Source organism: Helicobacter sp. MIT 05-5294 (assembly GCF_000765675.1).
Classification (GTDB): Bacteria; Campylobacterota; Campylobacteria; order Campylobacterales; family Helicobacteraceae; genus Helicobacter_D.
The window spans coordinates 25,465-50,156 of record NZ_JRPA02000004.1 but is presented as its reverse complement, the minus strand read 5'-3'; the positions used below and the strand labels follow the sequence as shown (position 1 = coordinate 50,156).

29 protein-coding genes are annotated in these 24,692 nt (G+C 37.6%); 15 read left to right on the top strand and 14 right to left on the bottom strand.

The features are described 5' to 3' along the window. Nucleotides 1-2: 2 nt before the first annotated feature. The 7 genes from LS69_RS10340 to LS69_RS11055 all read left to right on the top strand — a co-directional run bounded on the left by LS69_RS10340 (nucleotide 3) and on the right by LS69_RS11055 (nucleotide 4,235). Entirely contained in the window at nucleotides 3-158 is a 156-nt protein-coding gene (locus tag LS69_RS10340) for a hypothetical protein (RefSeq protein ID WP_194145389.1), read from the top strand. Nucleotides 159-349: 191 nt separating this feature from the next. Then, nucleotides 350-559: a hypothetical protein gene (locus LS69_RS03235; protein ID WP_138122046.1), complete on the top strand. Its 210-nt coding sequence runs from the start codon at nucleotides 350-352 to the stop codon at nucleotides 557-559. Between the two features lie 56 nt (nucleotides 560-615). Then, on the top strand, nucleotides 616-1,254 hold the full coding sequence (locus tag LS69_RS03230; RefSeq protein ID WP_138122044.1) for a hypothetical protein: 639 nt from the start codon (nucleotides 616-618) through the stop codon (nucleotides 1,252-1,254). A 136-nt stretch (nucleotides 1,255-1,390) separates the two neighbouring features. Beyond that, the gene (locus LS69_RS03225; protein WP_138122042.1) at nucleotides 1,391-2,056 is read left to right on the top strand and encodes a hypothetical protein; all 666 of its coding nucleotides are present in this window, start codon (nucleotides 1,391-1,393) and stop codon (nucleotides 2,054-2,056) included. Nucleotides 2,057-2,162: 106 nt separating this feature from the next. Further along, a complete protein-coding gene (locus LS69_RS03220; RefSeq protein ID WP_138122040.1) occupies nucleotides 2,163-3,221 on the top strand; it encodes a DNA-processing protein DprA in 1,059 nt (352 codons plus the stop codon). A 58-nt stretch (nucleotides 3,222-3,279) separates the two neighbouring features. Next, the gene (locus tag LS69_RS03215; protein WP_238699101.1) at nucleotides 3,280-4,119 is read left to right on the top strand and encodes a DUF5131 family protein; all 840 of its coding nucleotides are present in this window, start codon (nucleotides 3,280-3,282) and stop codon (nucleotides 4,117-4,119) included. Next, on the top strand, nucleotides 4,104-4,235 hold the full coding sequence (locus tag LS69_RS11055; RefSeq protein ID WP_275050956.1) for a hypothetical protein: 132 nt from the start codon (nucleotides 4,104-4,106) through the stop codon (nucleotides 4,233-4,235). The genes LS69_RS03215 and LS69_RS11055 overlap by 16 nt, the downstream gene beginning before the upstream one ends. 75 nt (nucleotides 4,236-4,310) lie before the next feature. On the opposite strand, the gene LS69_RS03210 is transcribed toward LS69_RS11055, so the two are convergent. Both LS69_RS03210 and LS69_RS03205 read right to left on the bottom strand, forming a co-directional pair. Next, nucleotides 4,311-5,009 carry a response regulator gene (locus tag LS69_RS03210; protein ID WP_138122038.1) on the bottom strand — a complete coding sequence of 233 codons (699 nt, stop codon included), beginning with the start codon at nucleotides 5,007-5,009 and terminating at the stop codon, nucleotides 4,311-4,313. Between the two features lie 67 nt (nucleotides 5,010-5,076). Beyond that, the gene (locus tag LS69_RS03205) at nucleotides 5,077-5,385 is read right to left on the bottom strand and encodes a DUF2325 domain-containing protein (RefSeq protein ID WP_138122036.1); all 309 of its coding nucleotides are present in this window, start codon (nucleotides 5,383-5,385) and stop codon (nucleotides 5,077-5,079) included. A 174-nt stretch (nucleotides 5,386-5,559) separates the two neighbouring features. On the opposite strand from LS69_RS03205, the gene LS69_RS03200 reads away from it, so the two are divergent. Further along, nucleotides 5,560-6,033, top strand: coding sequence for a Fur family transcriptional regulator (locus LS69_RS03200; protein WP_138122034.1), 474 nt, complete (start codon nucleotides 5,560-5,562; stop codon nucleotides 6,031-6,033). 90 nt (nucleotides 6,034-6,123) lie between these two features. On the opposite strand, the gene LS69_RS03195 is transcribed toward LS69_RS03200, so the two are convergent. The 4 genes from LS69_RS03195 to LS69_RS03180 form a co-directional block, all read right to left on the bottom strand. Beyond that, nucleotides 6,124-6,993 carry a M15 family metallopeptidase gene (locus LS69_RS03195; protein WP_138122032.1) on the bottom strand — a complete coding sequence of 290 codons (870 nt, stop codon included), beginning with the start codon at nucleotides 6,991-6,993 and terminating at the stop codon, nucleotides 6,124-6,126. After that, nucleotides 6,983-7,228 (bottom strand): DUF493 domain-containing protein, encoded by a 246-nt coding sequence (locus LS69_RS03190; protein ID WP_138122030.1) that lies wholly within the window; start codon nucleotides 7,226-7,228, stop codon nucleotides 6,983-6,985. The genes LS69_RS03195 and LS69_RS03190 overlap by 11 nt, the downstream gene beginning before the upstream one ends. A 1-nt stretch (nucleotide 7,229) precedes the next feature. Continuing rightward, complete coding sequence (locus LS69_RS03185; protein ID WP_138122028.1) at nucleotides 7,230-7,652, bottom strand: YbgC/FadM family acyl-CoA thioesterase; 423 nt, start codon at nucleotides 7,650-7,652, stop codon at nucleotides 7,230-7,232. A 79-nt stretch (nucleotides 7,653-7,731) separates the two neighbouring features. Next, complete coding sequence (locus LS69_RS03180) at nucleotides 7,732-8,511, bottom strand: A24 family peptidase (protein WP_138122026.1); 780 nt, start codon at nucleotides 8,509-8,511, stop codon at nucleotides 7,732-7,734. Nucleotides 8,512-8,620: 109 nt separating this feature from the next. Here LS69_RS03180 and nadD point away from each other — a divergent pair, with 109 nt between their 5' ends. The 4 genes from nadD (at nucleotide 8,621) to flgL (ending at nucleotide 12,603) form a co-directional block, all read left to right on the top strand. Further along, complete coding sequence (nadD, locus tag LS69_RS03175) at nucleotides 8,621-9,235, top strand: nicotinate (nicotinamide) nucleotide adenylyltransferase (RefSeq protein ID WP_138122024.1); 615 nt, start codon at nucleotides 8,621-8,623, stop codon at nucleotides 9,233-9,235. Beyond that, complete coding sequence (gene rsfS, locus LS69_RS03170) at nucleotides 9,202-9,561, top strand: ribosome silencing factor (RefSeq protein WP_138122022.1); 360 nt, start codon at nucleotides 9,202-9,204, stop codon at nucleotides 9,559-9,561. Before nadD ends, rsfS begins: the two co-directional genes overlap by 34 nt. Continuing rightward, nucleotides 9,554-9,910 carry a methionine-R-sulfoxide reductase gene (locus LS69_RS03165; RefSeq protein ID WP_138122020.1) on the top strand — a complete coding sequence of 119 codons (357 nt, stop codon included), beginning with the start codon at nucleotides 9,554-9,556 and terminating at the stop codon, nucleotides 9,908-9,910. The genes rsfS and LS69_RS03165 overlap by 8 nt, the downstream gene beginning before the upstream one ends. 80 nt (nucleotides 9,911-9,990) lie before the next feature. Further along, nucleotides 9,991-12,603 (top strand): flagellar hook-associated protein FlgL, encoded by a 2,613-nt coding sequence (gene flgL, locus LS69_RS03160; protein ID WP_138122018.1) that lies wholly within the window; start codon nucleotides 9,991-9,993, stop codon nucleotides 12,601-12,603. An 83-nt stretch (nucleotides 12,604-12,686) separates the two neighbouring features. Here flgL and LS69_RS03155 read toward each other — a convergent pair whose 3' ends face one another. Then, nucleotides 12,687-13,613 (bottom strand): tRNA-dihydrouridine synthase family protein, encoded by a 927-nt coding sequence (locus tag LS69_RS03155; protein ID WP_138122195.1) that lies wholly within the window; start codon nucleotides 13,611-13,613, stop codon nucleotides 12,687-12,689. Between the two features lie 124 nt (nucleotides 13,614-13,737). Between LS69_RS03155 and LS69_RS03150 the strand changes: the two genes are divergently transcribed. Together LS69_RS03150 and LS69_RS03145 are read left to right on the top strand one after the other, a co-directional pair. Continuing rightward, complete coding sequence (locus tag LS69_RS03150; RefSeq protein ID WP_138122016.1) at nucleotides 13,738-14,067, top strand: DUF5666 domain-containing protein; 330 nt, start codon at nucleotides 13,738-13,740, stop codon at nucleotides 14,065-14,067. Between the two features lie 7 nt (nucleotides 14,068-14,074). Then, complete coding sequence (locus tag LS69_RS03145; protein ID WP_138122014.1) at nucleotides 14,075-14,422, top strand: hypothetical protein; 348 nt, start codon at nucleotides 14,075-14,077, stop codon at nucleotides 14,420-14,422. A gap of 63 nt (nucleotides 14,423-14,485) precedes the next feature. Here the strand turns inward: LS69_RS03145 and LS69_RS03140 are convergent, their stop codons facing one another. Further along, nucleotides 14,486-14,821: a hypothetical protein gene (locus LS69_RS03140; protein WP_138122012.1), complete on the bottom strand. Its 336-nt coding sequence runs from the start codon at nucleotides 14,819-14,821 to the stop codon at nucleotides 14,486-14,488. Between the two features lie 1,035 nt (nucleotides 14,822-15,856). Here LS69_RS03140 and LS69_RS03135 point away from each other — a divergent pair. Continuing rightward, entirely contained in the window at nucleotides 15,857-16,192 is a 336-nt protein-coding gene (locus LS69_RS03135) for a hypothetical protein (protein ID WP_138122010.1), read from the top strand. A 42-nt stretch (nucleotides 16,193-16,234) separates the two neighbouring features. On the opposite strand, the gene LS69_RS03130 is transcribed toward LS69_RS03135, so the two are convergent. From LS69_RS03130 to thiC, 6 genes are all read right to left on the bottom strand, one after another. Next, nucleotides 16,235-17,914, bottom strand: coding sequence for an ATP-dependent metallopeptidase FtsH/Yme1/Tma family protein (locus tag LS69_RS03130; RefSeq protein ID WP_138122193.1), 1,680 nt, complete (start codon nucleotides 17,912-17,914; stop codon nucleotides 16,235-16,237). Beyond that, on the bottom strand, nucleotides 17,901-19,196 hold the full coding sequence (gene mtaB / locus LS69_RS03125; RefSeq protein ID WP_138122008.1) for a tRNA (N(6)-L-threonylcarbamoyladenosine(37)-C(2))-methylthiotransferase MtaB: 1,296 nt from the start codon (nucleotides 19,194-19,196) through the stop codon (nucleotides 17,901-17,903). The genes LS69_RS03130 and mtaB overlap by 14 nt, the downstream gene beginning before the upstream one ends. A 9-nt stretch (nucleotides 19,197-19,205) precedes the next feature. After that, nucleotides 19,206-20,909 carry a mechanosensitive ion channel domain-containing protein gene (locus tag LS69_RS03120; protein ID WP_138122006.1) on the bottom strand — a complete coding sequence of 568 codons (1,704 nt, stop codon included), beginning with the start codon at nucleotides 20,907-20,909 and terminating at the stop codon, nucleotides 19,206-19,208. Then, entirely contained in the window at nucleotides 20,906-21,949 is a 1,044-nt protein-coding gene (aroB, locus tag LS69_RS03115) for a 3-dehydroquinate synthase (RefSeq protein WP_138122004.1), read from the bottom strand. The genes LS69_RS03120 and aroB overlap by 4 nt, the downstream gene beginning before the upstream one ends. 203 nt (nucleotides 21,950-22,152) lie before the next feature. Next, entirely contained in the window at nucleotides 22,153-23,265 is a 1,113-nt protein-coding gene (locus LS69_RS03110) for an Mrp/NBP35 family ATP-binding protein (protein WP_138122002.1), read from the bottom strand. 9 nt (nucleotides 23,266-23,274) lie between these two features. Beyond that, nucleotides 23,275-24,606, bottom strand: coding sequence for a phosphomethylpyrimidine synthase ThiC (thiC, locus tag LS69_RS03105; RefSeq protein ID WP_138122000.1), 1,332 nt, complete (start codon nucleotides 24,604-24,606; stop codon nucleotides 23,275-23,277). Nucleotides 24,607-24,692 lie beyond the last annotated feature (86 nt).

The following is a 24,692-nucleotide window of genomic DNA, read 5'->3' as shown; positions in this document are numbered from 1 at the left end:
TAGTGTTGCAAATGAGCTTCAGCAAAAGCGATATTCTACTCTTTGATTTAGATGGGACGCTGATAGATACGGATTTGGCTAACAATGCCGCGTATCAATACGCAGCGGATTCTCTCTCTCTCTCTCTCTCTCTCTTAGTAGCAAAACCAAAAGAATAACCCAAAAATATCTCAAAGATTCCAACCAATTCACGCAATCGCAGTTAAGCGAGATAAAAAGTTGTAAAGAGAGTAATTATCGTAAATTTCTACAACTAACGCGCTTAAATTTAGAGATTTTTAATCTCATAAAACAATTCTACCAAGAAAATCAAATCATTTTGCTTACAAATGCTAGTCAAAAAAGAGTAATGCTATTGCTTGAATACTATGATATTGCTAAATATTTCTCACATATTTATTGCAATATAGAGGGTAATAAGTTTGCGAATTTGGTTAAAGATTTTGGGCTTGAAGTGGGGAGTTTGGTGGTTTTTGAAAACGAGGATAAGGAGGTTTGTAATGCGTTAATGGCAGGAGTTTTACAGGATAGAATCATCAAAGTGGAATTTAATGGATAAATTGATTTTAAAGGAGTTTTTATGGTAGATAGTGAAGATATTTGGGAAGAAAGTATTTGGGAAAAAAGATTAATAGTGGTGAGATTCGTCACTTTATAATCGAAGCAGATGGTGAATTTCTTAAAGAATATGATAGGTATGTTTTGTATAGTTTTTATGGTTTGGATTATATAGATTGTGGGAGTTGGAGGCAATATGGAGCATCTGATTCTGATTGTAATCCAAATTGGTTAGTTGCTTTGAAAAATGGTTATAACAAACACAACAAGAATGAGAGCGCAATGCAAGAGGCTAAGTGTAAAGCATCTGAGTATGTAAAAGACTTTTTGTGTGCTTTTGAGAGCTATTTGGAAGACAATTTTATCGTTTGTGTAGTTCCTAGATTAAAACTTAATCAGCCAAATTATCTTACGGATATAGTTAATAGTTTGGATATAGCAGATGTAAGTCGTATTCCTTTAGAAGACGGGCGTTCTCATGTATATTCTACCAGTGCTATTGTTCAAGTAAAGAATGTTGAAAGAGATCAAGATTATTATCCCGGAATCACGCTGGATACTTGTCAGATTGATAGAGAAGCGATACGCGGCAAAAATATCTTGCTGATTGATGATATTTACATGGAGCATTATCGTGATAGTTGGGGAATAAAAAATAAATGGTGCAGTAAAGGACTGCATACAAGTGCTTTTTGATTGTGGAGCTAAAATGTAGTATTTTATTCTATTGCGAAAGCTAAGCAAGAAGATGTTTATGCAATAGGTTTGTGGTAGAGCGGAAAGTGTATTAGGGGCGAGATTTGGTGGATAAATTTATTTTAAGGAGTTTTTAATGGCAGGTGCAAATATAGATTTAGGATTAGATTTTTTAGATAGTTATAAAAAGCATCTATTGGAAGATATTGAACATCGTCATAATTTTAAACGCTTTACGATTAAAGCAGATGGTGAGTTTCTTAAAGAGCGAGATGTAATAGGTTTTTATAGCTTGGATTATACAAACTATGGAAATCCGGGAAATCCAGATTGGTTGGTTACTTTAAAAAACGACTATAATCAATATGATGAGAATAGTGGTATAATGAAAGAAGTTATATCTCAGGCTTATGATAGTGTGGAATCTTTTTTGTATTATCTTGTATTTGGAAAGAAGGTAAAAAACGATTTTACTGTTTGTGTAGTGCCTAGATCTAAGCCTAGTAAGCCACACTATCTCAAGGAAGCAGTGCAAACATCTATTCTGTATTATGGAGATGGTTATAGTAGAAAACCAGCACATATTCATGAGCCTGAAATATTTGATGGCACTAATGCTATTATCCGCCAAAAGGATACTAGAACCACACATTTGCAGGGTTCTGATGGAGGAGATGATCCTTACCCGGGCATTACAAAAGACACTTGTCTTCTTGATGTAGGGGCGATACGCGGTAAAAATATCCTACTGATTGATGATATTTACACACATCATCATCGTGATAATGGACAAAAAAGTTAGTTGGCGTGTGTGAGGACTGCATACAAGCACTTTTTGATTGTGGGGCTAAAAAAGTAGCATTTTATTCTATTGCCAAGACTATGCAAAACTATTAAAGGATAACATTGTGGGAAAATATAGTCAAAATGTCTTAAATATCCTAACCGCTCTTGAATGTAAAGGTGTAAGCAATAGATGGGTGATAGATAATTATCACCCCAATATGACAAGTCAGGAGCTAGATGAGAGGATAAGAAACACATTGCAAAACAAATATTGTTTTGATTTTTTTGAAAAAATGGAAGAAGTAGAAAGCTATCTTGATAAAAGCGGGGAGGGTATAAGATTTACTGCATTTGGTGATGAAGATTTTCCAACTTGTAGATTTAAGCAAATCAACAAAACTGATTTGCCTGTGTTTTTGGCTTATAAAGGTGATTTGAATCTACTAAGAGGGAATAACTTTAATATAGCAGTAATTGGGCTTTTGAATCCAACTTCAGAGATTGAATCCCTAGAAAGAGCAGTGCTTAAGGAGATTTTGAAGTTTGATACTACAATCGTTAGCGGTTTGGCATTGGGTTGTGATAGTATAGCGCATGAAAGCGTATCATCTGAAAATTGCACCATAGCCATACTTCCTAGCACATTAGAGGATATTTTGCCCAAGAGAAATACCGCCTTAGCCGATGATATTGTAGCAAATAAAAATGGACTTTTGATTAGTGAATATTATAAACCACCGACTAATCGTTATGATATGATAGGGAGATATACTAGACGCGATAGGCTTCAGGCTTTATTTAGCGATATGGTAATCTTAACTGCGAGTTATAGTGAATTTGATAGTAAGAGAGACAAAAAGAAAGATAGCGGCTCAAGACACGCTATGGGGAAAGCTAAGGAATATGGCATTAAGAGGGCAGTAATGCATGATGAAAATATTTTTGATAATGAAATGTTTAATCTAAATAGGGAATTAATAAAATACGAGGGTTTAGATGTTTCTAATTTAAATCAAGAAAGCATTAAGGCTTTTAATGCAAATAAAAGCAATAGGGGCTTTAAAATCATTACAAGAGACAATGCAGAATCCATTATCAAAGGGCTTAAAAAATGGAAAGAAGAAGCTAAAGAATGCCAAGAAAAATTTAAAGGGAAACAAGAAAATTTATTTGATATATAAATAAGTCTTAAACTTCAAGTGGATTTTTGTGGTTTATGTGCTATGATTTGGCAGATGATTGCAAGGGGTTAAGGTTAATTTGGATTCGCTTGTATTGCCTTATTTTAGAGAGTTAGCGACAAAATCTATCAAAGTGAGAGATTTCACAAATTCCCAAGATTTCAAAGAATTAAAAGAAACCAATTGGAATCCTTGGCATGGCTGTGTGCGTGTGAGTGAGGGCTGTAGGAATTGTTTTGTTTATACGATAGATTCTATCACACAAAAAGACACGCGCAAACTCTATCAGACGCGGAGTTTCAATCTACCTATCGTCAAAAATCGACAAGGAAACTATAAGATTCCAAGCGGAACTAGGATTTGGACTTGTTTTAGCAGTGATTTTTTGTTAGAGAGTGCGGATATTTGGAGAGCGGAGGCGTGGGAGATGATAGCACAGAGGCGGGATTGCACTTTCGTGTTTTTTACCAAGCGCATTACGCGATTCCTAGAATGCGTCCCTAAGGATTGGGGTGAGGGATATCCCAATGTGATTGTGGGGTGTAGCATAGAGAATCAAACCCAAGCAAATAAGCGGTTGGGGGCTTTTTTGGAGCTGCCAATCCACACGCGGTGGATTATTTGCGCACCACTTTTGGGGCAAATAGATTTAACGCCATTTTTGGATTCGCGCAAGATTGCAAGAATCAGTGTAGGGGGAGAATCGGGACTCAAAGCAAGGGCATGTGATTTTGCATGGGTGGAATCCTTGCAATTTCAAGCAAAACTTGCAGGAATCGCATTTGATTTCCACCAAACAGGCGCAAACTTTATTAAAGATTCCAAACGCTATAAGATTCCTAAAAAGATTCAGAGAAGCCAAGCCAAAAAGGCGGGGTTGGATTGGAATCCTATTTGAATATCGGAAGTTGTGGAATCCACTTTGCGCGGGGTTGTGGATTGCCACGACTTCTACGGAGTCTCGCAATGACGGCGGGTTGTTTAGATTATAGATTGCCACGAATTGCGTTGTAATTCTTGCAATGACGGAGTAATAGTGCGAATGATTGATTTGGATTATGGATTTCGCAAGTTTTCATTAATAAGCCTTTATTCCGAGCAAATAAGCTTCAGTTTGTAACCCAAACGCGAGTGATTGCGGATAAGGTCGTGATAGGTTTTGCGACGAATGCTATTGACATGCATACGCAAAGAATCCATCGTCATTGGCTGTCCTTTCCAAATTTTTTTGTGAAATTCCTCATAGGTTACAGGATAGCCATCTGCATTGATGAGCAAATCCAAAATCTGGCATTCTCTATCTGTGAGTTCAAAGACGGCAAAGCCTTTAAGGATAGACTTATCGCGCCTCCGATAGAAGATTCCTTGCCCTAAATCCACGGTTTGCTCTTTGTGAAGTTGTTTGTTGATTCCAAGCAAAAGCACGAATAATTCTTCCAAATCTACTGCTTTTTTAATCAGCGAACAAGCGTTTAGCTTAATCATCTCATTGATTTTTTCTTCATCGCTATAAGCAGTCATAAAAATTACAGGGATATTTGGATTGGTTTTGCGTATGGTTTTTACCATTGCGATTCCGTCTATTTTGCCCTCTAAATTTACATCAGTAATCACAATATCAATCACATTGTTGCGGAAGTGCTTTAGCCCACCTTCGCCTTTTTTGGCTGTTAAGACCTTGCGACATCGTCTCTCAAGCGGAATCCTAAGCAAATCTAGCGCAATAGGATCATCTTCAACAACAAGAATCGTTAAGTTGCCAAGAGGCTCAAGTAGTGCAGGTTGCATTCTTATCCTTAAATTAAGCTAAAACATAATTTAGGGATAATTTTACAAAATTAAAATTAAATTGAAATTAAAAGCCATTGCAAGGACAATTTTTGTTTCCAAATGTTTTCATAAATTCACAATATAAACAGCTAACGCTTCGTTTGGTGCAAATCACAGGAATATCTTTCTTTTTTGCCTCTGTGCGAAATTTTTTCATCGTATTGTGATTGAGAAAATTCGTAAGCATTACAAGACAACCAATGTTTTGTGGCAAATCTTTGTGGTTAATGCTTTCGCGTCGTCCGTCCCAATGTGTGATAGACTTGCAACCTAGATTGTTTAATACCGCTTTGATAGGTGTAATCTCGTCTCCGCCAATAACTAAAACTGACATTCAAATCTCCTTAAAAGTGCTGTTTTGAAATTTATTTCATAAAATGATAATCAATATCAACTTAATATAATATAAAAATGATTCTTATTTTATATTTGATTTATTCTATAATGCTGTGCTATAATTAAAAAATTTATCGTTTTGCGCAATGTTTTTAATTATAAGGATTCTCTAATGAAAAAATACACAGAACCTCTCAAAGCTATTTTGGATAGGTTGCATTTATCTATCCGCAAAAACAATCTCAAAAACTCCAAACAGCGCGAGTTTATCCTCAAAGCTCTTTATGAAGATGGAGGGCATTTAAGCCCGGAGGATATTTTTGGGATTATTCGTAAGACCTGTGCGAGTGCGAGTGTTTCTTCTATTTATCGCATTCTTTCATTTCTTGAAAAAGAGGGGTTTATCAGCTCTATTGAAGTGGATAGAAGTGGCAAACGCTATGAAATCGCAAGCGGTTTGCATCATGACCATATTATTTGTGTGGAATGTGGCAAAATTGAAGAGTTTTGCAATCACGAGATTGAAAAATTGCAAATAGAAGTTACAAATTCCTACAACGCCAAGCCTGTAAGCCACGATATGTTGTTGTATGTTGTCTGTGAGAAATGCCTCAAAAAGTCCGACAAACAAACGCTTCAGCAATAAAACATACTTGATTTTGGGATTTTGCGGCGCGTTTTGTGACAACGCAGTTTCATAGAATCCCTCGTGCAACAATTTACAACGCTTCATATCCTAAGGATTGTGAGACTTTGCAAACTCCTTAGCATAGCATAGAATCTCGGGACGATATTCAAAGTGCATGGTATCATAATGCCACCAGCGTCCGCCCCAAATGAAATTTTCTTCTTCAAAAGCCTCAATGATTTCTAGCGGAATCGTGGCGACGGCTTTAGAATTACTCAAAGCATTGCTTTTCAAATCCCACAACCAATAGCGAGAATGAGCGACATTAATATCTATCGCGATTCCAAAGCTATGCGCACTTAGATTATTAGAATCCGCAATCTTACGCCATTTAAAAGTTCCGCCAATGTTTTGTAGATAAATTTTGAAATTTGGGTGAGATTCCAAAAGGTTTTCCAAGCGATTTTTCACGCGCACCAATGCCTCATAAGCACCATTTTTGGAGTTAAACAAGATTTCTGTGCCATCTACCCAGAAGAGGCTTTTAAGATTCTGCGTTACTTCTGCTTCATTGCTTCCATAAAGCATAGAAAAAAATGCAATATCACGAATCCTAGAACTCTCTTCATCAGAGTTTTTAGCGAAATTTGCAAGAGGATAGGGGGTTGCAAACGAATCTGCTAATTTTGGATTCTGCCAAGAATCTTGAAAGGGATTTTGATGGCGTTGCGTGATAGCTTGGCGCGTAGAATCTTTCATAAGATTCCATACCAAATGGGAATTATCGCGGAATCTCAAGCTTTCTTGTCCTTCTTGCTCTAGCGTGGGATAGGATTGTAGGAGACAAAAGGAAGCAATTTTTGGATTAAAATCCAAAACTTCAGAAGAATCCATTTGGGATTGCATTTTGCTAGATTCCGCATTAAGTGATATTTGTAAGGTTAAAATGATGCTGACAAAGAGGATTTTAGAGGACAAACTTTATCCTTGAATCGTGGTGAAGATTCGCAAAGATTCTATCTCTTTCTTCTTGATTTTCTACGATGACTTCAATATTGACACTATGGTATTTGCCTTTGCTACTTTCTTTGGCGGGAGTGCAGAGGATTTCTTTGTCAATCAACTCTAGCGCAGCCAAGCGCAATTCCTCTTTGTTTGTCCCAATAATCCGATAATGCCAAGTGCAAGGGTATTGAATCTTCTGTTCTTCCATTTTAATCCTTCCTTAAAGTATCAAAAATTTCTCGCGCCCATAATGGGATTTTGGCAATCTTATGTGTGCAAGAATCCATACAAACAAGCGTAATTGTAGCAGAAAAAACTTTTTTAGGCTTTTTGGAATCTTCAGCGTTTTCTGATTCTTTGGAATCCACTAAATAAATCGTTTGCAGTAAGTTTAGTGAGGCGGATTTTTGTTCTAATATTTGCGTTTGGACTTCAAGCAAATCCCCAAGCTTTGCTGGATAATGAAACTCTATTTGCATTGCTTTGACGACAAATCCAACTCCATTTTGCAAAGGCATTGTGTTGGCATTAAAAAACATCTCACTGCGCGCCCTTTCGCAATATTTCAAATAGTTTGTATGATAAACGATTCCGCCACAATCGGTATCTTCGTAATAGATTCTAATTTTCATTGGAGGTTTCCTTGATAATTTTTACTTTGCGATTGTAGCATTTTCTTGTGGATTTAGCTTTATTGAGGCGTTAAAAACGCTAGATTCCATTGCAAAAACTAAAAAAATGGCATAAAATCACAATCAAGAATCCCATAAACAAAAAGGGGACAAAGGGAATCTCTAGCCTTTGAGGATTAGTTTTGAGGATTTTAAAGAGCAACAAAACAAAAAGTGCTAAAGCCGAACCAAAAAAGATTGCGAGGATTCCGCTTAAACCAAGTCCCGCTCCAAGTGCGCCAAAGACAATAATATCTCCTTCTCCTAAAACTTCTTTGCACACAATGCTCCCGATAAAGATTCTGATAAAACTTGCAAACCCCATAAAGCAAAGCGCGAAAATTAGAGATTCTAGCCAAGCGATTCCAAACCAATGCGTTGGCAAGGCATTTGCTCCATAAAGAATCGCAAGGGCTAAATTGGCGAAGTTTAAACTATCTGGAATCTCCAAAAACTCCCAATCTATGAGGCTCAAGACATAAAAACACAACAAAAGCAAAAATAAAAAAATTCCCAAGATTCCAAGCCAAGCATAACAAAAGATTGCAAAGATTCCGCCTAGAATCTCGCTTGAGATATAATAAAACGGAATCTTAGCTTTGCAGTGGCGACATTGTGCGCGATAAGCCAAAAAAGAAAACAAAGGAATCTTATCGCGCCATTGGAGTTTTGTTTGACAATGCGGACAAAAGGAGTTAGGATAAATCAGGCTTAAAGCGCGTGGAATCCTAAAAATAAGGACATTCGCAAAAGAACCCAAAGCGATTCCAAAACAAAAAACCAACGCCCATTCTACACATTGCCACACTTGCCATTCCATGAAACTACTCTTTTTTGCTAAAATTCTACCAAATTTAAGAGATTTTTCATTCCTAAGATTTAATAGATTTGGAATCCCAAATTAAAATTTAAAACTAAAAGGTTGGAATATGCAGCAAAGATTCGCGTTTTTTGGGGGTTCGTTTGACCCTCCACATTTGGGACATTTGCGGATTATAGAATCCGCACTTGCAGAGTTAGAATTAGATAAACTTCTTATTGTGCCAAATTTCTTAAATCCTTTTAAAGAAAAATTTTGCTTTGCCCCGGATTTGCGCTTCCAATGGCTTAGGATTTTATGTCTTAGTTTGCCGCAATTTATTAGCGAGAAGTTAGAAGTGTTGGATTATGAAATCCGTCAAAATGCTCCAACGCCGACTTATCAGACTTTGCAATTTATCCAGCAATTCTATGATTTAAGCCCAGAAGATAAGATTTATTTGCTAATAGGTGCGGATAATGTGGAATCCCTACACCTTTGGCAAAATTTCCCCTTGCTTCAAAAAAGCGTAGAATTTGTTATAATTCCGCGTAAAGGCTTTGGGATTCCGCGAGAATTTCGGATTCTTCCTTTTTGTGAGTTAGACATTAGTTCTACGCAGATTCGCAAAAAGCTTAAAAGCAAGGATTGCGGTGATTTGTCGCGCTTAATTCCACAGCCTATTTTAGAATCCATACTAAAGGAAACAAATTGCAAGAAAACAGACAAGAAGCCATTGAAGTAATCTGTCAAATTATAGAAGATAAAAAAGGCGAAGATATTGAAATTTTTAACCTCAAAGACACGGATTATTTCGTAGATTTTGTTGTGATTGCCACCGCGCTTATAGATAGACATGCAATGGCACTTTTAGAAGAGTTAAAAAAACAGCTCAAAGCCAAAGGAGAAAGCTTTTTTCATATTGATGAAGAGAATCCTGATTGGATTGTTATAGATTTGGGGGATATTATTGTCCATCTTTTTACTGAAAATCAACGCAAAAAATTCAATTTAGAAGAGTTTTTGCAAAAATTACTACAAGAAAAGGAGAGAAAAGATAAAAATGTATAAAAAACTCACCCCAGAAGAACAATATGTGATTTTGCACAAAGGCACAGAAGCACCCTTTAGTGGGGAATTTGAAAATTTTTTTGAAGAGGGAATCTATCATTGTAAGCAATGCAATCAAAAGCTGTATGATTCTAAAAGCAAATTCCATAGTGGCTGCGGTTGGGCGAGTTTTGATGATTGTTTGCAAGGAGCAATCAAGGAACAATTAGACGCAGATGGTAGGAGAATGGAGATTCTATGCGCAAATTGCGGAGGTCATTTAGGGCATATTTTCTTAGGCGAGGGATTCACACCTAAAAACACGCGGCATTGCGTCAATTCTATTGCATTGATTTTTGAGAAAAAATAATGGAATCTTACCTTATAAATGGAATAAAATTTGCTTTACATTTCTAAAGAAATCTAAAATTTAGATACAAGGATTAGGTTATGCGAATTGGAACTAGCTCAAGATACACAACCATGCAATACCAGCAAAATAAGACGCAAAATAGCTTGGATAGGACTTTGTCCCAAATGAATGGATTAAAGATTCAATATGGCTATCAAGGGACTTCCATTTTTAATAAAACTTTGGCGTTGGATTATAATATCACGACACTAAACCAAAGCCATGCACTTGCAACCAATGCCTACACTTACACGAGACATACTGATACGGCTTTAAGCGACTTGACTAAGAATATGGACCAATTTAAAACCAAATTAGTGCAGGGCGCAAACGATATTCATAGCGAAACTTCGCGTCTTGCAATCGCTAAAGACCTTCAATCCATTCGCGACCACTTCCTGACTCTTGCAAACACTTCGGTGGGAGGCGAGTTTATTTTCGGTGGCACAGCGACTACAAGTGCGCCTTTCAATGCTGATGGAAGCTACAATGGAAACAATGCGACGCTGAATGCTTTGCTTGGCTCTAATAACTCGGTGGCTTATAATATTACGGGCGCGGAGTTGTTTTTTGGCTCGGATAATGATAAGAATCGTATGATTTCTACCAATATTCCTAAATTCAATCAAAGTAAGCTAAATCCTAAGATTATGGACCCAGACCACCCAACAGGCGTAAGCGAGGAAGTGCATATCACCGCAGAAGATACTCTAAGGGATTTAGTCGGAGATAATGACGCAGATACGAACAATAATCCCCCAGAAGTGTTTTATATTACAGGACGCAGGGCAGATGGCACCGCGTTTAAATCTAAGTTTTCTATGGATGTGGCTTACACAGATAAAAATCAAGCTTCCACCGTGCAAGATTTACTTGATAAGATTGGGCGAGAATTTGGAAACACAGAAGTGAGCCAAGCCGTAGAAGTAACGATGAATAAATGGGGAGAAATTGAAATTAAAGATTTAACGGGAGGTCGCTCTAATATTGAATTTTATATGGTTTCTAGTAGCTATCAAGACCCCAATAATCCCGATGGAGTGGGGACTAATGATATTGATACATTACTCAATAGTGGAGTAAAAGTAAATACTTATGTCCAAAGCCCATTTTTAGGCACTTATTCAAGTGAGAGTATTACTTCTGTAGAAGATTATAACGACCATCGTATCCATACGATTCCGACAACCTTTAGAACGCAAACTAATGAAATCGCAAAAACTAACACTTTATTAAGTGATATTTTTCCAGCAGGAGTGGATTCTATCACTCTAAGCGGAGTAGGGGCAAACACTGCATTGGATACTGCAGGAGCAGCAGTTGCGCCGACAAATTTTGCAATCACAAATACAACGACAATACAAGATTTGATGGACGAGATTGGACGCGTTTATGGAGCAGGTGGAGCAGATGTAGATGTGCAGTTTAGTGAGGGTAAGATTATCGTAGTGGATAATAATGTTTCTAAAAAAGACCCACCCGATAGAGATGAGAAAGAATTGCCTTATATTGGCGCAAGCTCTCTTGTTGTTACAATGACTACCAATAATGCAGGAAATGCTGTCAATGGATTCCGCAATGATTATTCGGTGGAATACGACCGCGTAGGATTCACTCGCAGCGGTGGAACGCTTAGTTCTGATGTTTCTCAAATCGTGCGCTCTACCAACGAATATGCCACAATGAATACGAAACTTTCTGAAGTCGCCGGAGTTGGGCTTGATGGGCATATTTATAACTTCGAAGTTAAAGATGTTAATGGGGTTGCCATTAGCGGAAGGTTAGAGTTTAGGGATGCGGGAAGTGTAATGATTATAGGAAGTCCGGCGCAAATGAATGGGCAAAATATTGCAGGGATTGAAGTTCCAATCCTTCAAGCAAATGGAAATCCACCACAAGTAGGGAATACCGCAACTCCAGCTGATGATGTAACCTACCAACAATTAGCGGATATTATGGGTATGGTGATGAATCTTAGCAATTCCAATCCCGGTGATTTGGCAGCAGTGTTTAATGCGGCTGCAAACTTCGGCAATCCCGCCGAAAAAGCTGCTTATGAGACTATGCTAACCCAATCTAAAAATAATGTGTGGATTGGGCTTGATGTTAATGGGCAGTTGCAACTAAAAGACCTTAATCGGATTCCTACGCGTATGGAATTTATGCTCTATGATGATGAAAGTAGTAATTTTGAATTAGATGCTAATGGGCGCGTGAATACTACAAACCACCCAGCATTGACCTTTCAAGCAAACAATGCAATCATTGGAGAAGATCCTCATGTGAATTTTTTCCAACAAATTGATACAATTATCAAGGCAGTAGAAGAGGGCATTTACCGACCGGGTTCTGATGATTATAACGATTCTATGCGCAATCCCGGAATCCAAAATGCTATTGAAATTTTTGACCATCTAGCAGATCATGTCAATAAAGTGCATACCAAAAATGGGGCGCAAGGCAATGCGTTTGAATATTCTATTGAACGCACGGAAACCTTGCTTGTTCAAGTAAAAACGCTTCGTTCTGAAACGATTGATACAGACTTTGCGGAAACTTATTTGCAGTTTTCAACCCTCGCATTAGGCTATCAAGCTATGCTTTCAAGTATTGGCAAAATCTCCCAACTCTCTCTTGTAAATTATATTTAGTGCTTACTTGCAAGTGGAATCCTATTCGCTAGGCGTGGGATTCCGCCTATTCTTATTGTGCATAGAGGCAAGTTTTAGAATCGCTATCTTGCTTCAAAAGTTGTTGCGCTGAAAAAATCTAAAATTGCTTGGCGCATTAGGGCGGGATTGGAGATTGAATTGACAAGCATTCTAAATTCACTCGATCCTTTTAAGCCTTTGGAATAAGCATGGAGATTTTTGCGAAACATAATCGCCCCATAATCTCCCCTAAAAGAAATAGTGCGGTCAAAATGCTCTAAACTTACGCGTTGTCTTAAATCTATGCTTTCTTCTTGTAATCCTTGCTTGATTTGAGCAAAAATCCATGGTTTTTCTACGGCAGCGCGTCCAATCATTACGCCATCTGCTCCTGTGTGCTTTAGCACTTCTTGGCTTTTTTGCGCACTATCAATTTCGCCATTGGCGATTAGTGGCATAGGCAGAATCTGTTTCATTAAAGCAATAGAATCGTAATCTATTTTTTCTTTTTTGTATCCATCTGTTTTTGTGCGCCCATGCACGACAACATAATCAATGGGCGCATCCTTTAGAGCGTTTGCAATTTCTAGCGGGATTTTAGAATCAAATCCTAAGCGCACTTTGACGCTTAAATAAGGAATCTCGCTGATATTGCGGATAAGATTTAGAATCTTGACAAGTTTATTTAAATCTTTGAGCAAAGAGCTTCCGCTTCCGTGATTGGAGACTTTTGGGGCGGGACAACCGCAATTTAAATCTAGGATTTGAATCTCTTGTTTGTGAAGATTGAGGGATTCTACTGCGCGGGTAATGATTCCTTCTTCATTTCCTGCAATTTGCAATGCAAAAGGGGTTTCAAGAGGCGATTTTTCTACCATTTTGAGTGTTTTTTTGTTTTTGAATGCAAGAGCATGGACACTAATCATCTCACTCACGGTAATATCCGCACCGAATTTTTTGACAACTTCACGAAAAGGTAAATCGCTATAACCTGCTAGAGGTGCTAACATAAGAGTATTTGGCTGGATAATGGATTTCAAAATTTGCCTTTAAAATTTTGTGGAATCTTAACAAAAAACTAACAATAATTGATTAAAATTCTACCCTAAATTATTTTGAATAAGGAGTTTAACAATGAAGATGAGCAAAATTTTTAAAACAATGTTGTTAGTGGGTGCGTTGAGCTTACCAGCATTTGCAGATATGGATATACAAGGGCAAATTGTTGATGTCAATAATGCAAACAAAACCATTACGATTTCAGGAATCAATGGCAATATGGTTGTGCAAGTTTTTCCTTATACGAAGCTTAAAGGAGATGATTGCGGGATTTTTGGTAATGATACTTACCATAATTTCACGGCTTTAAAGCCCGGAATGTTTGTAGAGATTGAGGGGTATCCGCAAGGACAAGTATTTGGCGCACAAGAGATTGAATGGAAATGTGGCAGAAGAGCTTATTAAGGACTTTATGAAAATTTTTAGAATCAGTTTATTATTGTTTTGTCTTGGAGGCTTAGTATTTGCAAAGGGATTGAAGCTAGAGGGGATTATCGCAAGTGTGGATAATGCAAACAAGACTATCACGATAGATTCGTTTTATGGGGATTCTGTCGTGGTGAAAGTTTTGCCAAATACAGAGATTGAATTGGAAAAATGCGGAGTATTTGGTATGGATAAATATGGGACTTTTAAGGATTTGTTGCCGGGTTCGTTTGTGGAAGTGAAATTGTATTTTCAAAACTTCGGCGATGAGGGGAAAACGAATCCCATTGCTTATGAGATTGAAATAGAATGCCATAAGAAAAAGGCTTATTAAGATCGCTATAAAGTCAAAACTTTCTTGCTTCGCGCGTTCTTTGTGTATCGGAATTGCGGAATCCTACTTTGCGTGTGGAGCGTTAATGATTAACACTAAACTATATTGCGCGAAATCTTGATAGTGTTGTAAATCTACTTTTTGGGATTCTGTAAAATAACTATAAATTTTGCAACCATAAGAAGTTATTGTATGGAGTTGCTGCCAATTAGGGGTTGGAGGTTCAATTAGGATAAGGGATTCCACTCGTTGGCGCGATTCTAATTTGCTAAGGGTGTAATCTATAGCTTGCATACATTGCTGTTGCGTTCCAATCACACAAAAGGCATTTGAGAGCTGCGGCGGAAGTTGAAGGGATTCCAAATCCATAGTGCCAAAAATCTTCATCGGACTTTTCATTGTTTAACTTCGTATTAAATTTGTATGAAATTATGCCAAAATGTTTCTAAAATGTCGGGCAAAAACCCCTGTATCACTCCTTTTTGCTCCTTGATAGACAAATAGCTTAAGACGAAGCATAAAGCTTTTTATGCAAGATTATAAGGACAAAAGGAATAGAATGTAAAAGAAGAAAAAGAGAGTATAAGAGATGAGGAGATTGTGTGGGAGTTGAAAATAAATGATTAGCGGTAAATATTTTATAAGCTTTATGCTTTTTATATGTATTTTATTTGCCAATGAAGCCAATAGGTTGAAATAGCGATACGCGAGGAGCTTAATCCCATCAGAAACATGCAACAATTCATCACCGAAAAATTTTACAGAGATAGAAATTTTGGCATTGGAAAGTAATAAAAATATACAATCTGTTTTAACGCAAATTGTAAAATCTAGCTCACTACAAACGCTAGAATATATTGCATATAGATTAGAACCTCAATATCTAACGACTAATCTAAACATTTACTGCTACGCTTTATCTAGGTAAAATTACTTTTAATAAAGACAGACATGGCAATCTACTTCCTCTTTATATTCCCTCTAAAATCACAGAATCTAGCCTTAAAGATTTAAATCCCTTTTGGTTAATCAAATATTAATCCTAATCCCAAACAACCTTTATCATCAATGATAGAATGCAAAATAGACAATAGAGTAACTTTTTGTAAAATCAACAAAGAAGCTTATACACACCAAAGAAAATATTGTTTTAATCCCAATGAACTTTATCATAACAATACAAAAACTTCTACTTTTCCTCCCTCACCCTAGGCAATTATTATTTTGAACTAGAAGACAATCTAAACACTTTTATAGAATACTATCACAGAATCTATCCAAGCATTAAAAAACCTCCTAAAGGTTGGAATCAAGAAATGCTTTAAAATTAGATTTGAAGTTGGAATGGATGCAAAATATTGTTTTTGTTTATGATATTTTAGATTTTATTGTTTTATTATAAAATAACTAGTCAAAATTCAAAAAAGGATTCCAATGGAAATATTTTTATCTATCAGCACTTTTGTGATGATTGTTTGCTTGTTTAAAATGAAAAGTGAAATGAAATTATTTTTTATTTGGCTTTTCTTGTATTTTATTCCTAGTGCAATGGAAACCTATCCTTATAATACAATCACTTCCGTAACCGAAAGCAAAGCTATGTGGTGTTTTGGATTTTTTGTGAATAGTTTAATGTTAGCATTAGTACTATTTGCTATCCCTTTGGTTATTTATCTTTTCTTAGAATTTTGCCTTTTTGTGTTGCGAAAATTCTATGGCAAACCAAAAGAAGAGGGCGACTTGCAAAATGATAGATGGATTTATCGTTAAGATTATGGGGCTAACGCAAATGGCAACGCGCATTGCAAAGCATTAAATTTGCGCGTGGATTAGCTGACCGATTTCGTCGTATTCCAACTTTTCATTAAGAAGCAAAGAAGTTTTGATATTTTCTAATATCATACGATAATTTTTAAAAAATGCAAAGCGTTCATTTTTGCATTCTTCTAAAATCTTCAATACATCTTCTTCGCGCCCCAGCAAATATTCTCCCATGCCATAGGATTCCACCATTTGACGCGCGAGAGTTTTTGCGGCATTTAAATCCTCTTTTGCGTGAGAATAACGCTCTTGATAAAGTAATTCAAGCGCGGCGATTCCGGATAAATAGATTTTGATTTTGCTTTCCATTTCATTTTTGCTTAAAAACTCCTTATCAATGGATTTCAAACCATCACTCATTAAAGTCGCTTTTTCAAAAGGAATCTCCAACGCATAAGCACTAAAAGCCTTAGCGGCTTGATAATATGCCAAAATCTCCTTTTCTTTGTCGCTAAAGCTTAGCTTTTTGCGCACACCTAGCATTACTTTGTCGCGCACACTTAAAATATCTTCTTTGGTGATTGTATTAGAGTTGCGTTTGATTGCATTAAGTGCTGCTTCATTGATGAGTGAGGCGAGGGCGGCTCCGCTGAATCCCACGCAAAGTTTTGAAATTTCTTCAAAGTCAAAATCGCAAGATTTGTTGCGCGTATGCACTTTTAGAATCTTGATTCTCTCTTGCAAATCGGGCAATTCTACAAAAATGCGCCTATCAAACCTCCCGCTTCTAAGTAACGCATCGTCTAAGGATTCTACATTATTGGTAGCCCCGATAACAATCACCCCAGAACTATCTTCAAAGCCGTCCATTTCTGTTAAAAGTTGGTTTAGTGTCGCTTCGCGCTCATCATTGCGCATACCGCCACGCGCTTTTCCAACTGCGTCAATTTCATCAATAAAAATAATTGAGGGAGCGTTTAGCTTGGCTTTGGTAAATAAATCATGGACGCGTTTTGCGCCCATACCTACATAGATTTGCACAAAACTCGCACCACTTTGATAAAAAAATGGCACTTTTGCTTCTCCTGCTAATGCTTTGGCGATGAGTGTTTTGCCAACTCCGGGAACGCCAATTAACAAAACTCCTTTGGGGAGTTTCACGCCGAAGTCTTGATATTTTTTAGGAAATTTCAAATAATCAATGATTTCCTCTAGCTCACTTTTGGCTTCGTGGATTCCTGCAACATCTTCAAAGGTGAGATTGGAGCTAATAGGTTGAATATAATGCAGCGCATAGGCATCACTTGCTAAAGATTTCGCGACGCTTTCATAGGAATCCTCTTTACGTTTTGGAATCTTTTGTTCGGAAATGTTTTTAGACTTTGATTTTTTAAATCCTGCGAGCAAGAATGCAAGGGCAATCGTAGCAATCAAAAGTATTATGATAAGGTTTTGTGTGGAGTTGGAATCTTTGATTTCCAAAGGAACTTTTTGTCCAAAACTTTGCAAATCAAGGCTACTTTTGGCGACTTTATATTCTTGTTTGTCAAACATAAAATACAAATAATCCCCTTTGATTGTTGCGACTTTTGGGAGTTTGTTTTGTGTGAGGGTTTGTAATTCTGTCGCGCTGATTAAAAGAGGATTGCTTGTGTTTAAAAAAACAAACAACAAAGCTAGAGCTAAGAGAATCGCGAAGATTCCAAAATATAGATTCTTAAATTTCTGCATAGTTTTTGTCCATTTTTGGGATAAAAGATGAGAGAGAAATCCAAGAATCTTTAGAAATGGGCTTTTGCATTTGGATTTGCACAGGATTGTAGTATTCATCAAAACCTTGTGCGATATAGGTTGTGGCGTGATTAGGATTTGTTTTGGAATCTTGAATGCTGATTTGTTCAATCAAAACTTGAAGATGTTTGTTTTGGTTGCTTAGATTTTGTCTAAATTTCAGATTGTTTTCTGCAACTTTAGTTTGGATTTGTTGTCTTCTTTGTTTGGCGATATTTCCGGGGATTCTGTCTTTTAATGTTGCCGAGATTGTATGATTGCGAGGGCTGTAAATGAAACTGTGCAAATGCGTGAGTGGCAAAAGTGAGAAATTATCCAATGCTTCTTCCCATATTTCCTCACTTTCTCCGGGGTGTCCTACGATGAAATCACTCCCTAGTGCGAAGCCTCTCTCTGCTAATAAAGTAAAAAGCTCCAAATCAGTCTGAAAAATGTTGATACGATTCATTATCTTTAGCATTTTGGGTGCAGTGTGTTGTAGGGCAATATGCAAATGTCTTTCAATCTTTGGATTTTCTAGCACTTTTAAAAAATGCGCATTGATTTGCGAGGGTTCTAAACTCCCGATTCTAAGCCGTTTGAGCAATGGAATTTCACAAAGGGATTCTACTAAAGTCGCAAAATCTTCGCCGAAATCTTTGCCCCAACTTCCGATATTTGTGCCGGTTAAGACAAACTCACTGAATCCTTTTTGGATTAGTTTTTTAACTTGAGTTAAAATTTTTTCTTGTGGGAAACTCCGCGCTTTTCCTCTAACTTGTGGAATAATGCAATAAGAACAAGCAAAATTGCAACCCTCTTGAACCTTGATAAATGCGCGACTTTTGCCCACAAAATCGCCTATAATCTCGCTATCTAAACTCTGTAAATTATCTTGGAGATAAAAGGGAGATTCTTGTTGTAAAATCGCATTGATATTTTCTTTATGAGAATGTCCAAAAACGCCAAAAACTAAGCCTTTATCTAGGAGATTGCGCCCTTGAGTTTGCACACCACAGCCAGTAAAATAAATCCTTTTACCCTCGTTTTGCAAACGATGAATATAATTCCTCACCCCGCTATCTGCGCCATTGGTAACGGTGCAAGAATTGACAACTACAATGTCGCTTTCTTCTTCGTATGGCGTTTGGGTGAAGTTTTTGAGCGCATTAATCATCACTTGTGTGTCAAATAAATTGGTGCGACAACCAAAGGTTTTGAAATAAACTTTTTGTTTATGCATTGGGATTCTTTAAAAAAAGTTTTGTGGCGGGATTGCGCCATCACTCTTTAGGGGAGTGTTTTTAAAGGGTTCATTCTCGTTTATATGGGAGGGTTGGTTGTGTCTGCCCTCGTAAATAGTTGTGCTTGGATAAGCGATTTGAATATCGGGCTGATTGAGGATTTCATCAATGATTTCGGCACTAATGCTGCTGCGCAAAGCCAAAGTTGCGTAGGCATTAGTGAGATACCACACAGAAATGCGGATTCCATTGGGTTCTAGGAGGCTAAAAACTCTTGGCTCTACATTGGTATTACGCAAGCTAAAGCGGTCGCGCATTTTAATGAATTGTTTGCGTGTGCTTTCGGTGTAACCTTTAGCATATTTTTTGGCACATTCTCTAGCGATATGACAAGCTCTTTCGTGGTTAGAACCAAAAGTAATCGTAAAATCAATTCCGTCCCAAACCGTCTTCATTCCTCCGTGTGTGTAGTTAGAAAACATTGTTGTGAAGACAAAGTTATTAGGAATAAAAATAATGCGTCCAGCACGGCGATTTTCTTTGTAGGTAGTGAGTGTAATATCTTCGTATAATGTGATTCTAAGCACGGAAATATCCAGCACATCGCCGATATAAACCGCACCTTCTTTGATGACTTTGATTCTATCTCCTGCATGCACACAACCGCCTACCACAATCACAATCCAGCCTAAAATAGACATAAAAAGGTCTTTCATCGCAATCGCCAAACCAGCAGACGCGAATCCCAGCACGGTAACAAGATAGCTTACATTATCCAAATAAGCAAAGAGTAAAATAAGGACAATGAGCGTGATGTTAAGAAAATTGATGATTTTATTGGTTGTGTAAATACGCTCGTTATCGTGGATATATTTACGCACTCCGAGTTTGATAGAAAATGCGATTCCAATCAAAACTAGAATCGTGATACAAATATAGATTCCCTTGATGAATTGCTCTTTGATTTGTAATTTAAGGCGTGTTTTGGTTTCTTCCATTTCTTTGGCGAAGATTTCTAAAGTCGTGCCAAAGACTACTTGAGTGGTTTCAAGAATCGTAAGTGCATTATTGTTTGCCTGATAAGCCTTTGAGATTTCCTCTCTGTTAGGAAACATACAATAATCTGATTGGCAGACATTTTTAAGCTTATCTAAATGGGGCGTGGTGTTATAGATTTCTAGCAACGCACTTAAGGCTTCATCTTTTTGCTTGAGATATTTTAGGTTTTCTTGTAGTCTTTGGTAATTATTTTGCAATGCGGTTAATTCTGCGTCGATCTTTTTGATATAAGAATAAGCCCGTGCAGTCAGCAAGAGATTCGTAACATTGGGTGCTTCTTCAAGCTTTTTAGCTTCTGTTAATTCGCGAAAAGGAGAATCTTTATAAATCCCTAAAACTTCTTTTTGTTGTTCTAGTGCGGTGAGATTGCGCTCTAGTAGATTAAGTTGGTTTTGGATTTCAATGGTTTTTGGCTTTTTTTCTAGCAATTCAATCTCATTTTGGGTTTGCATTACATTGAAGATTGCTTGTTGGTAGGCTTCATAGTTGGAGTATTTTTTGAGCCATAAATTATTAGGATTGTTAAGAAAATTGTTTGCTTCAATGATTTGGGATTCTAGCTGTTTGATGGCTTTGATTTCTTCAATCACTTCATCACTTAGGGCATTTCCCAAAAACACAATGCAGAAAAAAACTAGGAATCTTAAAATCATTTAAACGCACTCAACACTTCTAGGATTACTCCTTTGGGAATATCCTCTTTGAAGCATACATTGCCGATTCCCTTAGGTAAGACAAACTTAATTTTGTCGTTGGAGCTTTTTTTGTCCAAAAAGAAAGCTTGGTAAAAGGATTCCTCGTCGTGGATTTTGTAAGTTGTTGGAATCTCGTATTGTTGCAATAACGCCAAAATAGCGTCAAATTCTTTCTGTGTGATAAGCTCAAGCTTTAAGGCAAGTTTGTTTGCCATTACGATTCCAATTCCGACTGCTTCGCCATGGAGATAATGTCCATAGCCGCTTTCTCGTTCAATGATATGCCCGAAAGTATGTCCATAATTTAGTGCCGCGCGGATTCCGTGTTCTTTTTCATCTTGGGCGACGACTTTTGCTTTAATGCTAATAGCTTGATAGATTCTCCCCAAAAGAATAGGATTCTCCGCCATATTGGAATCATGTAATGCTTCAAATAAAGACGCGTCAAAGCAAACTGCCATTTTAATTATTTCTGCCATTCCTGCGCTAAATTCGCGTCTTGGCAAGGTTGCTAGGAATCTCGTGTCAATATAAACCGCTTTGGGTTGATGAAATAAACCAATGAGATTTTTGCCAAAATGATTGTTAATGCCGGTTTTGCCACCCACGCTAGAATCCACTTGCGCTAGAAGTGTCGTAGGAATCTGAATAAAGTCAATCCCACGCATAAAGATTCCCGAAGCAAATCCAACCATATCGCCAATCACTCCACCCCCAAAAGCAATCATCAAGGAGTTTCTATCTAAGCGGTGATTAAAGGCAGCTTCTAGGATTCCATTGAGCGTGTCAAAATTTTTGTAGTTCTCACCATCGGGAATCGTATGACAATAAATTTCTTTTGCTTCTAGGTTTGCAAGTAAGGTTTGCAAATGCAATCCCGCAATTTTTGGATTCGTAATGATAAGGACTTTCCCTTGATGGGTGATTTTTGGCAATTCCCCAAAGGTAATGGTATAGCTTGGTAAAACAATTTCTAAATGATGGGCTTTGTTTTTCACTTAAGCGCACCTTAAAATAAATTTCTAAAAGCGGTATTCTAACATTTTTTGTTTTATTTATTCTTTATACTTTGCTTTTAAACTTTATTTTTATAAGGTTTTCTGTGGCGGGGTTTGGATTTTGCAATTTGGTTTTGGAATCTTTGGAATTGTGATGAGATTAATAAAAGTCTGGGGTGGAAAGACCCCAATTTGTGAGTCAATTAACTACTACAAGCGGATTTATCGCTTTGGATAGGCTGAATCGCGCTATTATCTGCAAGTTTTTTTGCATTGACTTCTTCTATGAAATCCCACAATGCTTTTGCGGCTTTGAGATATTCTTTTGCTGATTTGGATTCGGGTTTGAAATAAACAATGGGCTTACCATTGTCGCCACCCTCTCTAACGATGGGTTCAATAGGAATCTGTGCAAGGGTTTTTGTGTCAAAATCTTTAGCGACTTGCTCGGTTGTTCCTTTGCCAAAAATATCGTATTCTTCCCCACAATTTGGACAGATGAATCCACTCATATTTTCAATGATTCCTGCCACAGGAATTTTGAGTTTTGCAAACATATCCAAAGCTCTTGAGCCATCATCAAGTGCTACTTTTTGTGGTGTAGAAACAGAAATCCCCGCAGTTACCGGGACGCTTTGTGCGAGTGTTAGTTGCGCGTCTCCTGTTCCCGGTGGCATATCAATGACCATGACATCTAAATTGCCCCATAGCACATCACTTAGCATCTGTTCAATCGCGCGAATAATCATTGGACCGCGCCAAATTAGGCTTTGCCCCTCATCATAAAGCACACCCATAGAAATCATTTCGATTCCAAACGCTTGTAGAGGAATCAATTTCTTTAAGTTTTGATCAATTTCGGGTTTTTCTTTCTCTAAACCTAGCATTCTAGGCACATTAGGACCATAAATATCCGCGTCTAACAATGCGACTTTTTTGCCCTGCATTGCAAGGGCAATCGCTAGATTTACGCTTGTAGTGGATTTACCAACTCCGCCTTTACCACTACTCACCATCACAAAGTTTTTGATTTGTGGAGCAAGGTTTTTTGCGCCTTGTGGCTTGGATTCCGCTTGAGGCTTAGGTTGTTTAATATCTAAGTTGATTTTGTGGATTCCTTGTGCGTTGAGCTTTTGTGTGATTGTGGTTTCAAGCTGTTTTGCTACTTCACTAGAAGCAGAGGGAATCTCTAGCCTTAAAGCGACAGAATCGCCTTGTATTAGCATTTCTTTGACAAATCCAAAAGTAACAATGTCTTTTTCGAAATTTGGATAAATGACTTCTTTTAATGAATTAACGAGTTGTTCTTGATTCATGGTTTTCCTTTATTGATGTTGTTCAATGATTTCTTGCGAAATTTTATAACTGCAAAATTTCGGTCCGCACATGGAGCAAAATTTCGCGTCTTTAAAAACTTCTTGTGGGAGACTCTCATCATGGTATTCCCGTGCGCGTTCTGGGTCTAGGGCAAGTTCAAATTGCTTATTCCAATCAAAGTTATAACGCGCATTGCTCATTGCGTCATCTTTGATACGCGCGTGGGTGCGTCCGCGTGCAATATCTGCGGCGTGAGCGGCAATCTTATAAGCGATAATGCCCTCCCGCACATCTTTAGCATTGGGCAATCCCAAATGTTCTTTTGGGGTAACATAACAAAGCATCGCAACGCCTTTCCAAGCGGCGATTGCAGCACCCATAGCCGAAGCAATATGATCATAACCTGCTGCAATATCTGTAACAAGAGGTCCCAAGACATAAAAAGGTGCTTCATGGCAAAGCTCTTTTTGCAATTCCACATTGCGTTCAATTTCATTCATTGGTGTATGTCCGGGTCCCTCTATCATAACCTGCACATCTTTTTCCCAAGCGCGTAGAGTTAATTCTCCTAACACCTTAAGTTCATTTAGCTGTGCTTCATCGCTAGAATCCGCCAAACAGCCAGGACGCAAGGAATCTCCAAGACTTAATGAGACATCATAGCGTTGGCAAATATCCAAAATATCGTCAAATGCCTCATAGAATGGATTTTGTTTGTGGTAATGCAACATCCACGAAGCCATTAAGCTCCCACCACGACTTACGATTCCCATTTTTCTTTTGGCTAAAGTTGGCATATGTTCTAGCAAAAACCCGCAATGAATCGTAAAATAGCTTACGCCTTGTTTTGCTTGTCGTTCCATAACCTCCAGCATTTTATCAATCGTTAATGCATTAATATCGTTTTTGACATCATGGAGAATCTGATAAATCGGCACCGTGCCAATAGGCACACTAGAACTAGCAATCACGGCTTGACGAATGGAATCCAAATCTCCCCCTGTGCTTAAATCCATAATCGTATCCGCGCCATATTTGATGGAAATGAGCGTTTTTTGCACTTCTTCATCAATGGAACTTGCCAATGCGGAGCTACCGATATTGGAATTGATTTTTGTGCGCACAGCCACACCAATACCCATTGGTTCTAAGTTGGTGTGGTGAATGTTTGCAGGCAAAATAAGCCGACCTTTGGCGATTTCTTTACGCACGATTTCGGGATTGAGATGTTCAATGTTGGCAACATATTCCATTTCTTGCGTAATGATTCCGCGTTTTGCATAATGTAATTGGGTTTTGATTTTATCGTTTTCTCTTTGTTTTACCCATGCGCTTCGCATAGAATCTCCTTGTTTTTATAGGATATTTTGGTTATATCTTTTGAAATTTTGTATAAAACTTATAACATATCAAAATAAAAATAAAT

Coding starts and splice junctions, on each gene's coding strand:
- LS69_RS03150 (WP_138122016.1), top strand. CDS start 13,738: ATGAAGATGAGCAAAATTTTTAAAACAATGTTGTTAGTGGGTGCGTTG.
- LS69_RS03135 (WP_138122010.1), top strand. CDS start 15,857: ATGGAAATATTTTTATCTATCAGCACTTTTGTGATGATTGTTTGCTTG.
- LS69_RS03140 (WP_138122012.1), bottom strand. CDS start 14,821: ATGAAAAGTCCGATGAAGATTTTTGGCACTATGGATTTGGAATCCCTT.
- LS69_RS03120 (WP_138122006.1), bottom strand. CDS start 20,909: ATGATTTTAAGATTCCTAGTTTTTTTCTGCATTGTGTTTTTGGGAAAT.
- LS69_RS03145 (WP_138122014.1), top strand. CDS start 14,075: ATGAAAATTTTTAGAATCAGTTTATTATTGTTTTGTCTTGGAGGCTTA.
- LS69_RS03185 (WP_138122028.1), bottom strand. CDS start 7,652: ATGAAAATTAGAATCTATTACGAAGATACCGATTGTGGCGGAATCGTT.
- LS69_RS03155 (WP_138122195.1), bottom strand. CDS start 13,613: ATGTTAGCACCTCTAGCAGGTTATAGCGATTTACCTTTTCGTGAAGTT.
- thiC (WP_138122000.1), bottom strand. CDS start 24,606: ATGCGAAGCGCATGGGTAAAACAAAGAGAAAACGATAAAATCAAAACC.
- LS69_RS03130 (WP_138122193.1), bottom strand. CDS start 17,914: ATGCAGAAATTTAAGAATCTATATTTTGGAATCTTCGCGATTCTCTTA.
- LS69_RS03235 (WP_138122046.1), top strand. CDS start 350: ATGCTATTGCTTGAATACTATGATATTGCTAAATATTTCTCACATATT.
- mtaB (WP_138122008.1), bottom strand. CDS start 19,196: ATGCATAAACAAAAAGTTTATTTCAAAACCTTTGGTTGTCGCACCAAT.
- nadD (WP_138122024.1), top strand. CDS start 8,621: ATGCAGCAAAGATTCGCGTTTTTTGGGGGTTCGTTTGACCCTCCACAT.
- LS69_RS03180 (WP_138122026.1), bottom strand. CDS start 8,511: ATGGAATGGCAAGTGTGGCAATGTGTAGAATGGGCGTTGGTTTTTTGT.
- LS69_RS03110 (WP_138122002.1), bottom strand. CDS start 23,265: ATGAATCAAGAACAACTCGTTAATTCATTAAAAGAAGTCATTTATCCA.
- LS69_RS03205 (WP_138122036.1), bottom strand. CDS start 5,385: ATGTCAGTTTTAGTTATTGGCGGAGACGAGATTACACCTATCAAAGCG.
- LS69_RS03210 (WP_138122038.1), bottom strand. CDS start 5,009: ATGCAACCTGCACTACTTGAGCCTCTTGGCAACTTAACGATTCTTGTT.
- LS69_RS03165 (WP_138122020.1), top strand. CDS start 9,554: ATGTATAAAAAACTCACCCCAGAAGAACAATATGTGATTTTGCACAAA.
- flgL (WP_138122018.1), top strand. CDS start 9,991: ATGCGAATTGGAACTAGCTCAAGATACACAACCATGCAATACCAGCAA.
- LS69_RS03190 (WP_138122030.1), bottom strand. CDS start 7,228: ATGGAAGAACAGAAGATTCAATACCCTTGCACTTGGCATTATCGGATT.
- LS69_RS03225 (WP_138122042.1), top strand. CDS start 1,391: ATGGCAGGTGCAAATATAGATTTAGGATTAGATTTTTTAGATAGTTAT.
- LS69_RS03200 (WP_138122034.1), top strand. CDS start 5,560: ATGAAAAAATACACAGAACCTCTCAAAGCTATTTTGGATAGGTTGCAT.